Genomic DNA, 16,188 nt, shown 5'->3' on the forward strand with positions numbered 1-16,188 from the left:
AGCCCAGGAACGCGGCCCGCGTCTATCTCCTCTCCAGCGCCGCCTTCAAGGCGCTTGCGGACGATCCGTTCCCTTCGGCGCGGGCGATAGCAGCGGCGCAGGACTTTACCGGTGGGGCAGGCCAGACGGTGCTGGTGCCCGGGGCCGAAGGCAGGGTCCAGTCGGTTCTGTTTGGCCTCGGCGCCGGCAAGGATGCGCTTGCCGTGGCGGCCTTGTCGGCGCGCCTGCCTGAAGGCGACTATGAGATCGCCGAAGACGGCGGCCAGCCGTTCGAACAAATCGCAGCCGCCTGGTCGGACGGGGCCTACCGTTTCGAACGCTACAAGACTACCCCTGCCAAGGCGCCCCGACTGCCCCGACTGAAGGTGCCGGCTGGCAAGGCGGGCGAGCGCCTGTCGCGCGAGGGCGACGCTGCCGCCCATCTTCGCGACCTGGTCAACACGCCCGCCGCGGACATGACGCCGGAAGGCCTGCAGACTGAAATGGCGGATCTGGCCAAGCGCTTTGGCGGCGAGCTTCGCGCCATCGTGGGCGAGGCCCTGCTGTCCGAAGGCTATCCGATGGTGCACGCGGTCGGCCGCGCCGCCGCCGTGCTGCCCCGCTTCCTCGAACTCGAATGGGGCAAGCCCGGCCATCCGAAGATCGCCCTCGTCGGCAAGGGCATCACTTTCGATTCCGGCGGCCTCAACATCAAGGGCGGCGACGGTATGCGGATCATGAAGAAGGACATGGGCGGCGCCGCCCATGCCATCGCGCTGGCCGAGCTGGTCATGGGTGCATGCCTGCCCGTACACCTGACGCTCTATGTCGCCGCCGCTGAGAACGCGATCTCCGGCAGCTCTTTCCGGCCCGGCGACATCCTCAAGAGCCGCAAAGGGCTCACGGTCGAGATCGACAATACCGACGCTGAGGGCCGCCTCGTCCTTGGTGATGCACTCGCACGCGCCTCGGAAGACAACCCGGACCTGATCCTCGATTTCGCAACCCTCACCGGCGCCGCCCGGGTTGCGCTCGGCGCAGACCTCGCGCCCCTTTATACAGATGATGACCAACTCGCGGCCGACATCCTCGCCGCCTCAGCCCGCACCGGCGATCCGGTCTGGCGCATGCCGCTCTGGGATCCCTACCTCGCCGACCTGAAAAGCCCCGTCGCCGATCTCGTGAACTCCGGTGGCAGCTTTGGCGGCTCGATCACGGCGGCGGTGTTCCTCAAGCAGTTCGTGGACGCAAAGAGCTGGGCCCATTTCGACATCTGGGCCTGGCGCAAGGCAAAATACGGCCGCCCGGAAGGCGGCGCGCCGTGCAGCCTGCGTGCGGTCTGGTCGATGCTGGAAACCCGCTACGGCGCCTGACGGCCTTACTGCGGAATGCCGTCTTCCTCGGCGATGCGGATGGCTTCGCGCACACGTCCGCGCACCAGCAGCGTGTCGATATTCTTCGGATCGGCCGCCATCGCGTCGTTCACGTCGCGCATCGCCAGGTCATAAGCGCGCTTGTTGAGGTGCACTTCGGCGCGTAGCTGATGCCCGGCCGGGTTGCCCGGAGAGTTCGCGAGGGCGAAATCGAGGTCTGACAGGGCCTCGTCCCATTTCTCTGTGACGATATAGGCGCTCGCCCGGTCGAGCAGCAGGTCGCTCGTGCCGGGTGCGAACTTCAGCCCGTCGGTAAACGACACGATCGCCGCTTCCGGCGCCCCCGCCTGCAGCCAGGCATGGCCAGCCTGCGAGAGGTAGAGGGCGCGCTGTTCCATACTTCCGCCATCCGGCGCTGTGGCAAGGGCCTGCAAACGCTCCGCGCCGGTCTCGAGATTGCCAAGAGCGATCAGCGCCAGCGCCGTACATTGGCGCGCCCCGGGGCGATTGCCTTCGAATGACCACGCGAGGGCGTCCTCGTAGGCGTTTTCCGGATCGCTCTCGATCTTTTCCACGCAGGCTTCCAGGCGGGCGTCTTCGGCCCTGGCCAGTTCTGCGCCGGCCGACTGCAGCATCAGGGCCGTTCCGGCAGCAAGGGCAATCAGCGACATGGGCAGCAGGCTCCGATCCGTCTATGCAGGCGCTTTAGGCAACGGCGCTCCGGCATTGGCAAATGACTTCCCCGCAATCTCTGCTTTTTGTTTTCGGGCTTGGCTATAGCGCCCTGCAGCTTGCAGCTGCGCTGCACCCGGCTGGCTGGCGCGTGGCCGGAACCGTCCGCACGCCCGCCAAAGCCGCTGATCTGAGGGCGCAAGGCATCGCGGCAGAGGTCTGGGCCGGCGAGGGATGCCTGAAGGTCCCGCCGGGCGCCCATTGGCTCGTCACCCTGCCGCCCGGCCGCGAAGGCTGCCCCGCCGCCCGCGCGGCAGGCGACCAGGCCGCCTCGGCGCAGTCCATAGCCTATCTGTCAACTACCGGTGTTTATGGAGACCTGAACGGCGGCTGGGCCTTCGAATGGAGCCCGGTTGCACCGTCTTCACCGCGCGCCAGCGCCCGCGTCAAAGCCGAGGCGCAATGGCGCGCCGCCAGTGACGGCAAAGCCCGCATCGTCCGGCTGCCCGGCATATACGGCCCCGGCCGCTCCCCCTTCGACCGGCTGCGCGACGGCACCGCCCAGCGCGTCATCAAACCGGCGCAGGTCTTCTCCCGCATCCATGTCGATGACATTGCAACCGGACTCGCGGCGCTGCTCCAACGCCCGTCCGTGTCCGGCGTTTTCCATCTGTGCGATGACCTCGCGGCGCCGCCGCAGGACGTAATCGCCCACGCGGCTGCGCTTCTCGGTGTACCTGTGCCGCCGGACGTTGCGTTCGAGGATGCCGGGTTGAGCGAGATGGCGGCGAGCTTCTATGCCGAATGCAAGCGCGTCGCGAATGCCCGCGCGAAGGCGGCGCTTGGCTGGCGGCCGCAATACCCGACCTACCGCGAGGGGCTTGCGGCCATCCTCGATGCAGAGCGCGCGGCTTTTCCTTGAAAAATCTTGCTTCTGCCGGATTCGCGCCCCTATGGCGCCGCCCGGTTCGCGTGTAAGGTTAATCATATAACCGGGAGGAGTTTCATCGATGTCAGTCAAGGTCCGGGGCCGGTGGGGGGCTCTTGGTGCGCTCGTGTCCGCAGCAATGCTCGTTCTTGCAGCCTGCGGCGGCTCCCAGACGGCCCGCGACCCGGGAGAAGACAGCGATGCAGCCGTCCTCGTTGAGCGCTCGCCCGCCGATCAGGTCGCTGCCCGCAAGCGCGAAGAAGCCCGCCAGCGCGCCCGCGATGCTGCTGAAACCGAATTCTCCTATTTCCGCTACCGCATCGACACCGACACCGAGCAGCCGCTCGCCTGCTTCGTCTTTTCGGCCGCACTTGATCCGAAAACGGACTATTCGCCCTACGTTGAATTCCGTCCCGCCTTCCGCGCTGCGCTGTCGGTCGAAGGCCGCGAGCTTTGCGTCGGCGGTCTCTCCTTCGGCACCACCCGCACCGCCACGATCCTCGCCGGCCTTCCCGCCGCCGATGGCCGCACGCTGAAACGCGCCGAAACCGTTCCCATCGACTTTGCCGACCGTCCGCCTTTCGTCGGCTTCAAGGGCACCGGCGTGATCCTGCCGCGCGAAAATGCCGACGGCCTGCCGATCGAGACCGTCAACGTCGATCAGGTCCGCGTCACCGTCAGCCGCATCAACGACCGCGCGCTCGTCTTCAAGAACATTAATGCCGGCACGACCACCGGCCAGGGCCAATGGTCCTGGATGTGGGGCCCGGATTCGCCCGAAGATGTCGGAGAGGAACTCTTCTCCGGCACGATGGACATTGCCAATGCGCCGAACGCGCCGGTCATTTCCGTATTCCCGCTGCAGGACGTCGTCGGCCCGATGAAGCCCGGCGCATACTTCGTCAGCGTCACGGACGCTGCTAAGCTGGGTGACAATGAGGGGCCCGCCGCCGCTTCCGGCCGCTGGATTCTGCTCACCGACCTTGCGCTGACCGCCTATCGCGGCGAGAATGGCCTCGATGTCACGCTGCGTTCGCTGAAGGACGGCAAAATTGTCCGCAACGCGAACGTGCAGCTGCTCGCTGCCAACAACGCTGTCCTCGCCGAAGCCAAGCCGAACGATCAGGGCCGCGTCACCTTCGACGCGCCGCTGATGAACGGGCAGGGCAACATGGCGCCGCGCCTCGTCCTCGCCACCGCCGCCAATGGCGAACTCGCCGCACTCGACCTTGCCCGGGCGCCGGTCGATCTTTCCGAACAGGAAGTCGGCGGGCGCTCCACACCCGGCCCGGTGGACGCTTATATCTATACCGATCGTGGCATCTACCGCCCCGGCGAAAGTGTCGAGTTGACCGCCATGCTGCGCGACCGCGCCGGCCGCCAGGTCACCGGCCGCAATGGCAACCTCATCATCTATCGCCCCAACGGCCTCGTCGCCTCAAAGGTCCGCTTCACCGATCCGAAATCCGGCGCGGTGCTCTCGCGGTTCGACCTGCCCCGCGGCGCCTCGCGGGGCGAATGGCGCGCCAGCATCGAGATCGACGGCATCACCTCGCCTTCCGGCGACGTGCGTTTCGCGGTCGAGGACTTCGTGCCCCAGCGCATCGCCGTCGACATCAAGGCTGACGAAACCCGCGCCCTGAAAGCCGGAGGCGTGCGCGATGTCGAAATCGACTCGCGCTTCCTTTATGGCGCTCCAGGCGCTGGCCTGACGGTGAAAGCCGAAGCCCGCCTGGAAGCGGACCCGTCGCCCTTCAAGGCGTTCGAGGGCTTCACCTATGGCCGCCATGACCAGACCTTCGAGGAACAGATCCTCGAGTTCGACGATACGACCACGGACGGTTCCGGCAAGGCAGTCATCCGCCTGTCGCCGGGCACGGCGGGGTCGAACTCCGGCCTGCCATTGCGCCTCAACGCGGTTGTCAGCGTGCTTGAACCGGGTGGCCGCGCGGTCGCCGAAAGCATCCGCGTCCCGTATCGCCCAGAAGCGCTCTATATCGGTGTGAAGCCAGCCTTTGAGTTGAGCGTCGAGGAAGGCGGCGAAGCGAAGTTCGAAGTCGTTACCGTGAACGGTGACGGCGCGGCAATCGCCCAGCGCCTCAACTGGAAAGTCCTCGCCATCGATTACCACTATGACTGGTACCGCGACGGCGAACAGTGGACCTGGCGCCGCTCGCGCACGGTTACCAAGGTCAATGAAGGGGTACTTAACACGCCCGCCGGCGGTGTCGGCGAGATCAAGGCCCCCGGCCTCGAATGGGGCAGCCATGAGCTCGTGATCGAAGGGCAGGGCGCGTTTGCAGCCTCCGGTGCCAGCACCAGCTTCTATGTCGGCTGGGGCGGCTGGACGAGCGAAGACGGAACAGAAGCGCCGGACCGCGTGAAAGTCGTCGCCGCCGAGAAATCGCCCAAGGCCGGCCAGAACGCCGAGCTGACCATCGTGGCGCCCTATGACGGACAGGCGCAGGTCGTCGTGGCGACCGACAAGGTAATCAGTGTGCAGAATGTTCCTGTCTTTGCGAAGGGTACCAAGATCAGCCTGCCGGTCACGGCCGAATGGGGTGAAGGCGCCTATGTCATGGTCACGGTCTATTCCGGCCGCGACCCGCTCCTGAATGCCAAGCCGCGCCGCGCCGTGGGCGTCGCCCATGTGCCGGTCGACATGGCGTCCCGCACCTTCAAGGTCACCCTCGAAGCGCCCGATATTGCCCGCCCGAAAACGGATCAATCCGTCGATGTACGCATCGAGGGCGGACCGAAGGAGCCAGTCTATCTCACCCTCGCCGCCGTTGATGAAGGCATCCTGCAACTGACGAAGTTCAAGTCGCCCGATCCCGTCGCCCATTATTTCGGCCGCAAGGCGCTCGGCGTCGAACTGCACGACGATTATGGCCGCTTGCTCGATCCGAACATGGGCCTGCCGTCGGAAGTGCGCGTTGGCGGCGACCAGCTCGGCGGCGAAGGCTTGACCGTTGTGCCGACCAAATCGGTCGTGATCTTCTCCGGTCTCGTCGAAGTGAAGAATGGCCGCGCGAAAATCCCGCTCGCCCTGCCGGAATTCAATGGCGAGCTGCGCCTGATGGCGGTGGCCTGGTCGAAGACCGGCCTCGGCAAGGCGGACAAGAAGATGAAAGTGCGCGACAAGGCGCCGTCGGATCTCGTCATGCCGCGCTTCCTCGCCCCCGGTGACGAAGCGATCATCACCGCCTCGATCGACAATGTCGAACTTGCCGCCGGCCAGTTCGTCGCCAAGGTCTCGGGGGGCCAGCAGGTCACCGTTGCCGAAGCGCAACTCACCCGCACGCTCGCCAAGGCCCAGCGCGCGGACCTGCCGGTGCGTGTCTCTGCGAAGAGCGAAGGCATCTCGCCGCTGCGTCTCGAAGTGACAGGGCCGGAAAAATACTCCGTGGTCCGCATCTACGAGATCCAGACCCGCTCGCCCTACCTGCCGGAAGCCCGCTCCACGTCGTCGCTGATGCGGCCTGGCGAGACCTTCTCGGTCAGCCGTGACTTGCTCAGGGGCTACGTCCCCGGCTCGGCCGATGTTGCTGTCGGCTTCTCGCCGATCCCGCTCGATCCGGCGACGCTCTATGCTTCGCTCGACCGGTATCCCTATGGCTGCACCGAGCAGATCACCAGCCGCGCCGTGCCGCTCCTCTATTCCGAAGAGCTCGTCGCCATGGGTGCCAAGGGCTCGCGCGACAATGCGCGGGACAAGGTCCAGATCGCCGTCAACACGGTGCTCAACCGTCAGGGTGCGGATGGTGCCTTCGGCCTCTGGCGTGAGGGTGACGGCTACGCCACGCCCTGGCTCGGCGCCTATGCGACCGACTTCATCTACCGCGCCAAGCAGGCCGGCTACTCCGTGCCGGACGAAGCGCTGACGCGGGCTTACGGCGCGCTGCGCACGATTACCTCTGGCGATGCCTGGCGCGTCTATGGCTACGACACGGACGTCTACGAAGGTCAGTATTCGGCCGACACCCAGCAGCAGATGATGTACCGCTCGTCGGCCTATGCGCTGTACGTGCTGGCCAAGGCGGGGCAGGCGGACATCTCCCGCCTGCGCTACCTGCACGACCGCGAGCTGGAAAACATCGCCAGCCCGCTCGCCCGGGCGCACATCGGGGCAGGCCTTGCCTATCTCGGCGACCGGGCGCGTGCCGCCTCGTCGTTCAAGTCTGCGGAAGCCGAGCTCGGCTATCGCAATGACGGCGACTATTACCAGACGCCGCTGCGCGATCTCGCCGCGATGCTTGCCCTCGCCGCCGAAGCCGAACTGCCGCAGGTCGTCGAACGCCTCGCCACCAGGCTCGGCAAGGATGTACCGGATGCCTCCAGCCTCACGACGCAGGAGAAGTCCTACATGCTGCAGGCGGTTAACGCCCTCACCAAGGGCGAAGCCGCGCTGCAGGTCGCCGTCACCGGCCTCGGCAATGGCAATGACAACCAGCGCCAGTACATGCTGACTGAAGCTCAGGCTGCAGGCGGTGTGACGTTCAGGCTGAACGCCGAGGCGCCGGTCTTCCGGACCGTGCTCGTCACCGGCGCACCGTCCTCGCCGCCGCCAGCCGCCTCATCGAAACTCACCGCCTCCAAGCAGTTCTACACGCTGCAGGGCAGCCCGGTGAAACTCGACCAGGTCCGCCAGGGCGACAAGTTCGTGGTCGGCCTCACGGTCAGCACGGATGAGCGCCGCCTCAATCCCGTGATCGTAGCCGATCTCCTGCCGGCAGGTTTCGAGATCGAGACCGTGCTGCGCCCGGCCGATGCCCGCATCGTCGAGTATGACTGGACCACAGGCACAGACCGCGTACGGGCAGGGGCCTTCGATTTCCTCGGCGAAGTCTCGCAGGCCCAGACTTCGCAGGCGCAGGATGACCGGTATGTCGCCGCTATCAATGTCTACGACAAGCCCGTCACGCTCGCTTATGTCGTGCGCGCCGTCACGCCGGGATCCTTCGCGATACCGGGTGTCGTCGCCGAGGACATGTACCGGCCGGAAGTCTTCGGACGATCTGCTCCCGGCCGCGTGACGATCCTCGCCGCACAAGGCACGCCTGGCGGCAAGTAAGGGAGAGGGGCCGTGACCGTGGCCGCGTTCCGGGCCAGGCTGAAAGCGGCGAGCTGGCCCAGGCGGCTGCTCGCCGGACTGGCCATCCTCATGGCATCGGTCCTCGTGCTCGACCTGCTCTTCCCGCCGCCGCTCACCCGGGCGCACGTAAATTCAGTGCTTGTCACTGACCGGAACGCAAAGCCGCTCCGGGCCTTTGCCGCCCCTGACGGGCGCTGGCGCTTCGCCGTCACGCTGGAAGAGATCGACCCCGCCTTCGTCGAAGCGCTTATCCGCGTCGAGGACAAACGCTTCCGCGCGCATCATGGCACGGACTGGTTTGGCATGGCGCGCGCCGCCGCCGACAGCGCTGCCGCCGGACGCGTCGTCTCAGGCGGCTCCACAATCACCATGCAGACGGCCCGAATGCTGGAGCCGCGTCCGCGCAATATAGGCTCCAAGCTCGTCGAGATCTGGCGGGCGAACCAGCTCGAACGCCGCTTCACCAAGGACGAGATCCTGGAACTCTATCTCACCCTCACGCCCTATGGCGGCAACCTGGAAGGTGTGCGCGCTGCCAGCTGGAGCTATTTCGGCCATGAAGCAGACCGTCTGTCCTCGGAGGAAATTGCGCTCCTGATCGCGCTGCCGCAATCGCCCGAAGTGCGCCGCCCGGACCGGCGCCCGGAACAGGCGAAGCAGGCCCGAGACAGGGTCGCCCTGAAGCTTGCCCGCTACGGCGTCTTCCCGGAAGGCGAAGCCGAAGAGATGGCTGCGCTGGCGGTGCCGCCGAAACGTCTCGACTTCCCGGACCGCGCCTGGCACGGCGCCGACGCCGCCCTCGCAAATGGCCCGCGCGAAGACGTTCGTTCCACGCTCGATGCCGGCCTGCAGGCGGAACTTGAACGCATCGCGCTCACACGCGCCGAAGCGGAGGGCATGGATGTCCAGCTCTCGGCCATCGTCGTCCACATCCCCACCCGCGCCGTGCGCGCGCTCGTCGGCTCCGCTTCACGCGGGCGTGCCGGTGGCTGGATCGATCTTACGAACCGCTCGCGCTCCCCTGGCTCGACCCTCAAACCCTTCATCTACGCGCTCGCCTTCGATGACGGGATCGCCTCCGCCGATACGCGGGTCGAAGACCTGCCGCGCCAGTTCGCCGGTTACCGCCCCGAAAACTTCGACCGCATGTTTCGCGGCGACGTGCGCATCTCGGACGCTCTCCAGCACTCACTCAACATTCCTGCCGTGCTGATGCTGGAACGGATCGGCGCTGAACGCTTCTCGGCACAGCTCGCCATGGCCGGTGCCCGCCCGCGCTACAGTGGCGCGGCAGGTCACAGCGCCGGGCTCGCGCTCGCGCTTGGCGGCGCCGGGCTTACCGCGCGCGAACTCGCCATCCTCTATGCCGCGCTCGGCGATGGCGGCGTCGCCAAGCCGCTCGTCTGGCGCGTCGAGGAAGAGCGCGCAAGCTACGAGGATCCCGGCCGACGCCTGATGAGCGCCGAGAGCGCGTCAGAGATCATCCGTATCCTGCAGGGTTCGCCCGCGCCCGCCGGCCGCATGCCGGGCCGCCTGACGCAGGATGCCCCGCAGGTCGCGTTCAAGACCGGCACGTCCTACGGCTTCCGCGATGCCTGGGCCGCCGCTGTCTCCGGCGATCACGTCATCGTGGTCTGGCTCGGGCGGGCCGATGGTGCGCCGCGCACCGGTGTCACTGGCCGCGACATTGCCTTGCCGGTCCTCTTCGAGATGGCCGACCGGGTCTCCCACCATCTGCGCGATGACGGCGAGTCCCGCGCGCGCCTGACCACCGAACCGCTGAAGAAGGCCCGCGGCGCCCAGCGCAACCTCTCCGCCAACCGCCCGCCCGAAATCCTTTTCCCGCCCGAAGGCGCCGAGCTCTGGGCGGGTCCGGTGAACGGCCAGCCGGGCCGGCCCTTCGTCCTTGCGGGCCGCGGGCAGGGTGCCCTCAGCTGGTTCGTCGATGGGACGCCTACGCAGCGTGATGATGCCGGCTCGCCTATCTGGCAGCCTCGCCAGCCGGGCTTCTACCAGGTCACTGCCGTGGACCCGGACGGCCGCGCCACCCGCGTCAGAGTCCGCGTACTGACTGAAAATCCGGCATAAACGTGCGCATTTTGGTCACAACGGCGTGAAAAATGCGCAATATCTGCCTGTTTTGTCTTCATTCAGACAGGCTAGGCGACTATCTGGCAACCCATGCAGCATATATTCTGCTGCTCACAGCCAGAAGAGTTCCGAGTTTCCATGCAGCGATCCGCTCTTGTCATTGCCTTGACCGCTGGCTTTGCCGCCTCCGGCCTTGCCTTCTTTTCCAGCGCCGGCGCCGAAGACCGCCGGCTTGTAGATCCGCCCACCCGCGCGGCCACCGCCGTGTTCGCGGGCGGTTGCTTCTGGTGCGTGGAGGCGGACTTCGACAAGGTTGACGGCGTCCTCGACACCATCTCCGGCTATACCGGCGGCACAGTCGAGAACCCCAGCTACCGTTCAGTCACCCAGGGCAATACCGGCCACTATGAGGCCGTGAAGGTCACCTACGACCCGTCCAAGGTCTCCTATGACGAACTCGCCAACTACTTCATCCGTCACATCGACCCCACCGACGCCAAGGGCCAGTTCTGCGACAAGGGCGACAGCTATCGCTCGGCCATCTTCGTCTCGGGGCAGGGTGAGCACGATGTCGCGACAACAACCCTTGACGGCGCCGCCGAAACCCTCGGTCAGGACATCGTCACCAAAGTGCTCCCCGCCGCCACTTTCTGGCCCGCTGAGGACTATCATCAGGACTACTACCTGCGCAGCGCGGTGAAGTACGGCTACTACCGCAAGGCCTGTGGGCGCGATGCGCGCCTCGAACAACTCTGGGGTCCCGGCGCCAAAGGGTCATAAGGAGGCCGCGCCCGCTCAGTCGGTCACAGGACAGGGCGGCTCGGGAAACTCTTCCCGGTCCTTGTGCGCTGCCGTCCAGTCTGCTGTCCGCTCTGCCGGGTCGTATCCGCTGGCAAGATAGAGCTGGAATACCCGCGTGATCGGGCAACCATTGCCCCGCGCGCCAAGCTCGATCCGGATCTGGCCCGCTGGCTCAAACGCCGCGAAATCATCCCGCAACATCGGCCGCAGGCGGGCGTGCAGAGACGCAACCAGTATGCGGCTGTCATTGGTGCTATCGAGCGCCGCACGTTCCGAAAAGCTTTTCGGGCGGAGATTGCGGCGCCATGAAATCAGCGGCACGTCCCGGTCCTGCCCGTAATAGTCCAGCCCGTGCCAGACCTCCCGCTCATCGACCAGCACAGCGCTTGCACCCAGACGGTCTGCCTCCGCATACAGCTGCTGCGCCGCCGTGTCCCAGCCCCGCGTCCGCTTCAGCGCATTGTCTATGCCCATCTGGCGGGTCATGCCGGGTGGCAGCACCGCCGCCACCAGGAAGATTGCCGCGATCAGCGCATTCACACCAAGGCTGCTCCACAGCACGCCTTTCCGGCCGGTGAACCAGGCCGCTACCAGCAGGCTGGCGCCCGGATAGGCCGTCGCGGCCCAGTTTGCGTGGGCCCGGCTCAGGACTGCCTGTCCGAGTATGAAGATCAGTACCGGCAGAACAAAACACAGCAGCCAGCGCCCCGCGCCGCCCGGGCCTTCCGGCTGGGTGCGCCAACCTGCCAGACCGGCCAGCAGCCCGAGGAAACTGACCGGGCCAAACACACCCATCTGATCAATAAAGAAGGTTCCCGCGTTTTCGGGGTTGAAGAGCTGGCCGCCGAGGTTCGCATTGTCGAGCGTATGTCCCACGGTCTGGAATTCATTGGCGGCGTTCCAGGCAAAATGCGGCGCGATGATCAGCGCCATCACCGCCAGCGCCAGCGCGCCGCCCTTCGAGATCAGGGCCCGGCGCATCGGCGCGTCCAGCAGGCAGGTCAGCGCCAGCCCGATCAGGAAGTACAGCATCGCATACTTGGCGAGGATCCCGATCCCCAGGGCTGCCCCAAGCCCCGCCGCCGTCCACAGCCCGCCATTGCCTCGCAGGCGCCAGCCGAGAAACAGAGCCGCGCACCAGAAGGGCATCAGCACGCCGTCCGTCGACAGGACGTTGGACGACAGCGTCACAGCGGGCATCAACGCATAGAGGAGTGCGGCGTAAGCTCCTGTCTTTGCTGAAAAAATTATCCGCCCGGCGAGGAACAGGAAGCCGGCCGCCGCGGTGTGGAGGAAGGGCGCCGTGATCCGGACAGCGGCTTCGGAATCGCCGAAAACGGCGGTTGCGGCGTGGATCACCCATGCGATCATGGGCGGCTTTGAGTAGTAGCCCCAGGCCAGCTCCTGAGCCCAGCGCCAATACTGGGCTTCGTCCGCATACAGATTAAGCGGCGAGGCCAGAATCGCCCATACCCGCAGCAGGAGCAGGAGGATCAGCACTCCCAGCACCAGCCGGGATTCTGGGCTTCGGGGGAGGGGAATAGCCGGGTGCATCATCGATTCGGGTTGAATGGGCTCCTTATGGCGGGCGGCCGAGCACAAATACAGCTCAGTTTGCGGCTAAATCAGGCAGATGCTGCTTACAGGCGTGTCATTTTTGCATCGCAACGAAAAAACAACACCCTGTTTGGGCGGTGCAGCAGAACCTTCAATTGTCTGTCACTTAACTGTCATGTAGCCGGGCTAAGGCCGGGCTGAAGCCGGAGCGGCACAAGGGCGCTCGGGTAGGGTCTACAACTTCGGGGAAGACACCATGATCAAGAACCTTTTCATTCGTAGCGCATCCATAGCTGCCATCGCGGCGCTTGCCCCGGTTCCGGCCGTCTATGCGCAGGTCACGACCTCAGACGCCCGCGGCGTCGTAACAGACTCAGCCGGCCAGGCGATCGCCGGCGCTACCGTGACGATTGTGCATGAGCCGACCGGCACCTCGACCACCGCCACGACCAGCCTGAGCGGCGGCTACACGGCGCAGAACCTTCGTATCGGCGGACCCTTCAGTTTCACCGTTTCGGGTGAAGGCGTCGTCGCCAGCCGCGTCGAGAATGTCTATACCGGCCTTGGCGAAACCTCGGTTGTGAACATCGTCACAGCTGCTGCTGAAGCAACGGCCCGCCTCGACACGGTTGTTGTGACCGGCGCTGCCGTAGTCTCCAATGTCGCCACCGGCCCATCGAGCACCTACGGTCTTGATGTCCTCGAGAACGTTCCGGCCATCTCTCGCGACCTGAAAGACGCCCTGCGCCTAGACCCTCGGATCTATATTGATGATGGCTTCGTGGATGCCATCTCCTGCGCCGGCGCCAACCCGCGCTACAATTCGCTGACAGTCGATGGCGCCCGCCTCTCGGACAGCTTTGGCCTCAACTCCAATGGCTACCCGACCGAGAGCATGCCTTTCGGTTACGACTCTATCCAGCAGGTTTCGGTCGAGCTGGCCCCGTTCGACGTTGAGTATGGTCTCTTCACGGCCTGCAACATCAACGCAGTCACCAAGTCGGGCACCAATGAATTCCATGGCGGCCTGTTCTTCGACTTCACGAACCAGGACCTGCGCGGCGACTCGGTGAAGGGCAACAAAATTGCCACACAGGACTTCGAAGACAAGCGCTACTGTTTCAACATCGGCGGCCCGATCATTCAGGACACGCTGTTTTTCTTCGGCTCGTATGAAAAGAACGAAGCCGTCAACCTGTTCGACAACTCGCCCGCGCGCGCCCGCATAAACCCCGCTGTCTACCAGCAGGTGATCGACATCGCCGTGAACCAGTACGGCTACGAGGCCGGGGGAATCCCGACCTCGATCCCGGTGGAAGATGAGAAGATCTTTGCCAAGCTAGACTGGAACATCACCGACCGTCAGCGCGCTGCGATTTCCTACACCAAGAACGAAGCGTTCAACTTCAACCCGTCCGACTCCAGCACGACCCAGGTTTCCGACGGCAACCACTTCTACCAGCGCGGCGGCCTGCTCGAAAGCTATTCGGGCTCCCTGAACTCCGACTGGACCGACAATTTTAACACTGAGCTTCGCTTCACGCGTGTTGAGTTTGATGCTGTCGCCGAACCGGTCATCGGCCCTGAGGGCTTTGGCGAAATCCAGGTGATCGTTCCCAATACCGCCGGTGGCGCGTCGACCATCTACCTCGGCGCCGATGACAGCCGTCACTTTAACGACCTGATTTACACATCTGACGTCTACAAGGCCAAAGCCAACTGGCAACTTGGCGACCATCGCCTCACCTTCGGCGCTGAGCGTGAAGAACTCGACGTGTTCAACGCGTTCATCCAGAGAACGCGCGGCCTGTGGATCTTCGGTCAGTTCGCAAACCGCGGCGCCTCCGGCGTTTCCGATTTCGCAGCCGGCAACATCGACGACTTCCGCTATCAGAACGCCGCTGGCACGAACGACCCGAACGACGGCGCCGCCACGTTCGGCTACGAGATCAATACCTTCTACCTGCAGGACAAGTGGCAGGCCACGCCGGACCTCGAACTCGTTGCAGGTCTTCGCTACGACAGCTATTCCACCAGCGACGCGCCGCCCCTGAACCCGGCCTTCCTCGCCAGTTACGGCTTCCGCAACGATGCCACGATGGATGGGCGCGACTTGCTGCAACCGCGCCTCGGTTTCAAGTATGACTTCGCGAACGATATTCGCTTCCATGGCGGCCTCGGCCTTTATTCGGGCGGCAACCCGAACGTCTGGCTCTCGAACAACTATTCGAACAACGGCGTGACGCTGTTCGACTACCGTGTTCGCAGCAGGAACTTAAGCAGCTTCACCTATGGTGGTGGTTCGGGTCAGCCCTTCTTCGACGTGCCGGATCAGGCGATCGCTGCACTGGCTGCTGCAAATGGCGGTGGCCCGGTCAACGCTCTCGACCCCGACTTCGAAATTCCGTCCGAATGGAAAGCGTCCCTTGGCACAGTGATCGACTTCGGTTCAGCAGATGCCTGGTACGGTGACGACTGGCGCCTGATGCTTGACTTCCTCGTTTCGAAGACGAACGAAGCCGCATACGTCCTGCCGCTCTCCTTTAGGCAGAGCCGGACGGCAGCGGATGGCCGCCCCGTCTACACCGGCAACACCAACGACTTCCTGCTCACCAATGCCGAAGAGAAAGGCTGGGCGCGCACCGTGTCAGCCGGCCTGTCGAAAGACTATAACAACGGCATTGACTGGACCGCTGGCTACGCCTTCACTCAGGCTAAGGACGTCAACCCGATGACCTCGTCGGTGGCCTTCTCGAACTGGTCGAACGTCCAGACCTTCGATCCGGTGAACATGGACCTCGGCAACAGCAACTACGTGATTCCGCACCGGTTCACGTTCAACCTGAACTTCCGCAAGGAGTTCTTCGGTAACTACGCCACCAAGGCCTCGCTGTTCGCAACCGCCAACGAAGGCGCTCCCTACAGCTACACGATTGGCAGCACCAACGCGTTCACTGTGGGCAACAACTCCGCGCGCAACCTGGCCTACATTCCAGACGGCATCTCTGACCCGGTGATTGCACCGTCCTCGAATGCCGCAGCTGTGCAGAGCCTGGTTAACTTCATCAATAGCAACAGCGACCTGAGCGAAATGCGCGGCTCGATTGCGGACCGCAATTCGCAAACCGATCCGTGGCGCTCGCGCTTCGATATCCGTCTCGCCCAGGAATTCCCGGGCCTGCGCGCCGATGACCGCACCGAAGCCTTCGTTGTAATTCGCAATGTCGGCAACCTTCTGAACGACGACTGGGGCGTGCTGGAAGAACATGGCTTCCCGGGCAATGCTCAGCTTTACGGGATCAGTGGCCTCGACGCTCAGGGCCGCCTGGTGATCACCTCGTTCAGCCCCACGGTTGACCGTCCGTCGCCGATCAACTAGGCTTCGCTCTGGCAGATCCGTCTCGGCGTGAAGTACAAGTTCTAAGCGGCAATTGCGCTTCGGCACACTATATGAGGGGGCGGCCTTGCGGGGCCGCCCTTTTCCTTTGGCCCAAGCTATGGCAAGGCGCGCGCTGATATGACCGGTCTGAAACCTTTCCTTACGCCCGAATGGGCGCCGCAAGCGGCACTCTGGGCCGGCTGGCCCCGCCTTGCCGAGGAGTGGGGCGGCGACCTGGCTGCTGCGCGCGCCGATATTGCAGCCTTCATCCACGCGGCGGCGGCGCACGTGAATGTCAAGGTCGCGGCGGGCT

The 16,188-nt window shown here is 64.9% G+C and carries 9 protein-coding genes; 7 read left to right on the plus strand and 2 right to left on the minus strand.

Translation table 11 applies throughout. The features are described 5' to 3' along the window. The coding region (locus WEA77_RS11255) for a M17 family metallopeptidase (protein WP_368067975.1) at positions 1-1,352 on the plus strand (1,352 nt) is incomplete at its 5' end. A gap of 5 nt (positions 1,353-1,357) precedes the next feature. Here the strand turns inward: WEA77_RS11255 and WEA77_RS11260 are convergent. Further along, positions 1,358-2,023 carry a hypothetical protein gene (locus WEA77_RS11260; protein WP_368067976.1) on the minus strand — a complete coding sequence of 222 codons (666 nt, stop codon included), beginning with the start codon at positions 2,021-2,023 and terminating at the stop codon, positions 1,358-1,360. Positions 2,024-2,085: 62 nt separating this feature from the next. On the opposite strand from WEA77_RS11260, the gene WEA77_RS11265 reads away from it, so the two are divergent. The 4 genes from WEA77_RS11265 to msrA all read left to right on the plus strand — a co-directional run bounded on the left by WEA77_RS11265 (position 2,086) and on the right by msrA (position 10,918). Next, positions 2,086-2,946 carry an SDR family oxidoreductase gene (locus WEA77_RS11265; protein WP_368067977.1) on the plus strand — a complete coding sequence of 287 codons (861 nt, stop codon included), beginning with the start codon at positions 2,086-2,088 and terminating at the stop codon, positions 2,944-2,946. 88 nt (positions 2,947-3,034) lie between these two features. Beyond that, the gene (locus tag WEA77_RS11270; protein ID WP_368067978.1) at positions 3,035-8,026 is read left to right on the plus strand and encodes an alpha-2-macroglobulin; all 4,992 of its coding nucleotides are present in this window, start codon (positions 3,035-3,037) and stop codon (positions 8,024-8,026) included. A 12-nt stretch (positions 8,027-8,038) separates the two neighbouring features. Further along, on the plus strand, positions 8,039-10,135 hold the full coding sequence (gene pbpC, locus WEA77_RS11275; RefSeq protein ID WP_368067979.1) for a penicillin-binding protein 1C: 2,097 nt from the start codon (positions 8,039-8,041) through the stop codon (positions 10,133-10,135). Between the two features lie 141 nt (positions 10,136-10,276). Beyond that, on the plus strand, positions 10,277-10,918 hold the full coding sequence (gene msrA, locus WEA77_RS11280) for a peptide-methionine (S)-S-oxide reductase MsrA (RefSeq protein ID WP_368067980.1): 642 nt from the start codon (positions 10,277-10,279) through the stop codon (positions 10,916-10,918). Positions 10,919-10,933: 15 nt separating this feature from the next. On the opposite strand, the gene WEA77_RS11285 is transcribed toward msrA, so the two are convergent. Next, complete coding sequence (locus WEA77_RS11285; protein WP_368067981.1) at positions 10,934-12,448, minus strand: ArnT family glycosyltransferase; 1,515 nt, start codon at positions 12,446-12,448, stop codon at positions 10,934-10,936. A gap of 304 nt (positions 12,449-12,752) precedes the next feature. Here WEA77_RS11285 and WEA77_RS11290 point away from each other — a divergent pair, with 304 nt between their 5' ends. Further along, positions 12,753-15,875: a carboxypeptidase regulatory-like domain-containing protein gene (locus WEA77_RS11290; RefSeq protein ID WP_368067982.1), complete on the plus strand. Its 3,123-nt coding sequence runs from the start codon at positions 12,753-12,755 to the stop codon at positions 15,873-15,875. Positions 15,876-16,013: 138 nt separating this feature from the next. Beyond that, on the plus strand, positions 16,014-16,188 hold a 175-nt coding region (locus tag WEA77_RS11295; protein WP_368067983.1), incomplete at its 3' end, for an agmatine deiminase family protein.

The organism is Hyphomonas sp. (assembly GCF_040882205.1).
Taxonomy (GTDB): Bacteria; Pseudomonadota; Alphaproteobacteria; order Caulobacterales; family Hyphomonadaceae; genus Hyphomonas.

Bases quoted from the DNA above. Each gene is read 5' to 3' on its own strand.
- msrA (WP_368067980.1), top strand. From the start codon at position 10,277: ATGCAGCGATCCGCTCTTGTCATTGCCTTGACCGCTGGCTTTGCCGCC.
- WEA77_RS11265 (WP_368067977.1), top strand. From the start codon at position 2,086: ATGACTTCCCCGCAATCTCTGCTTTTTGTTTTCGGGCTTGGCTATAGC.
- WEA77_RS11290 (WP_368067982.1), top strand. From the start codon at position 12,753: ATGATCAAGAACCTTTTCATTCGTAGCGCATCCATAGCTGCCATCGCG.
- WEA77_RS11260 (WP_368067976.1), bottom strand. From the start codon at position 2,023: ATGTCGCTGATTGCCCTTGCTGCCGGAACGGCCCTGATGCTGCAGTCG.
- WEA77_RS11270 (WP_368067978.1), top strand. From the start codon at position 3,035: ATGTCAGTCAAGGTCCGGGGCCGGTGGGGGGCTCTTGGTGCGCTCGTG.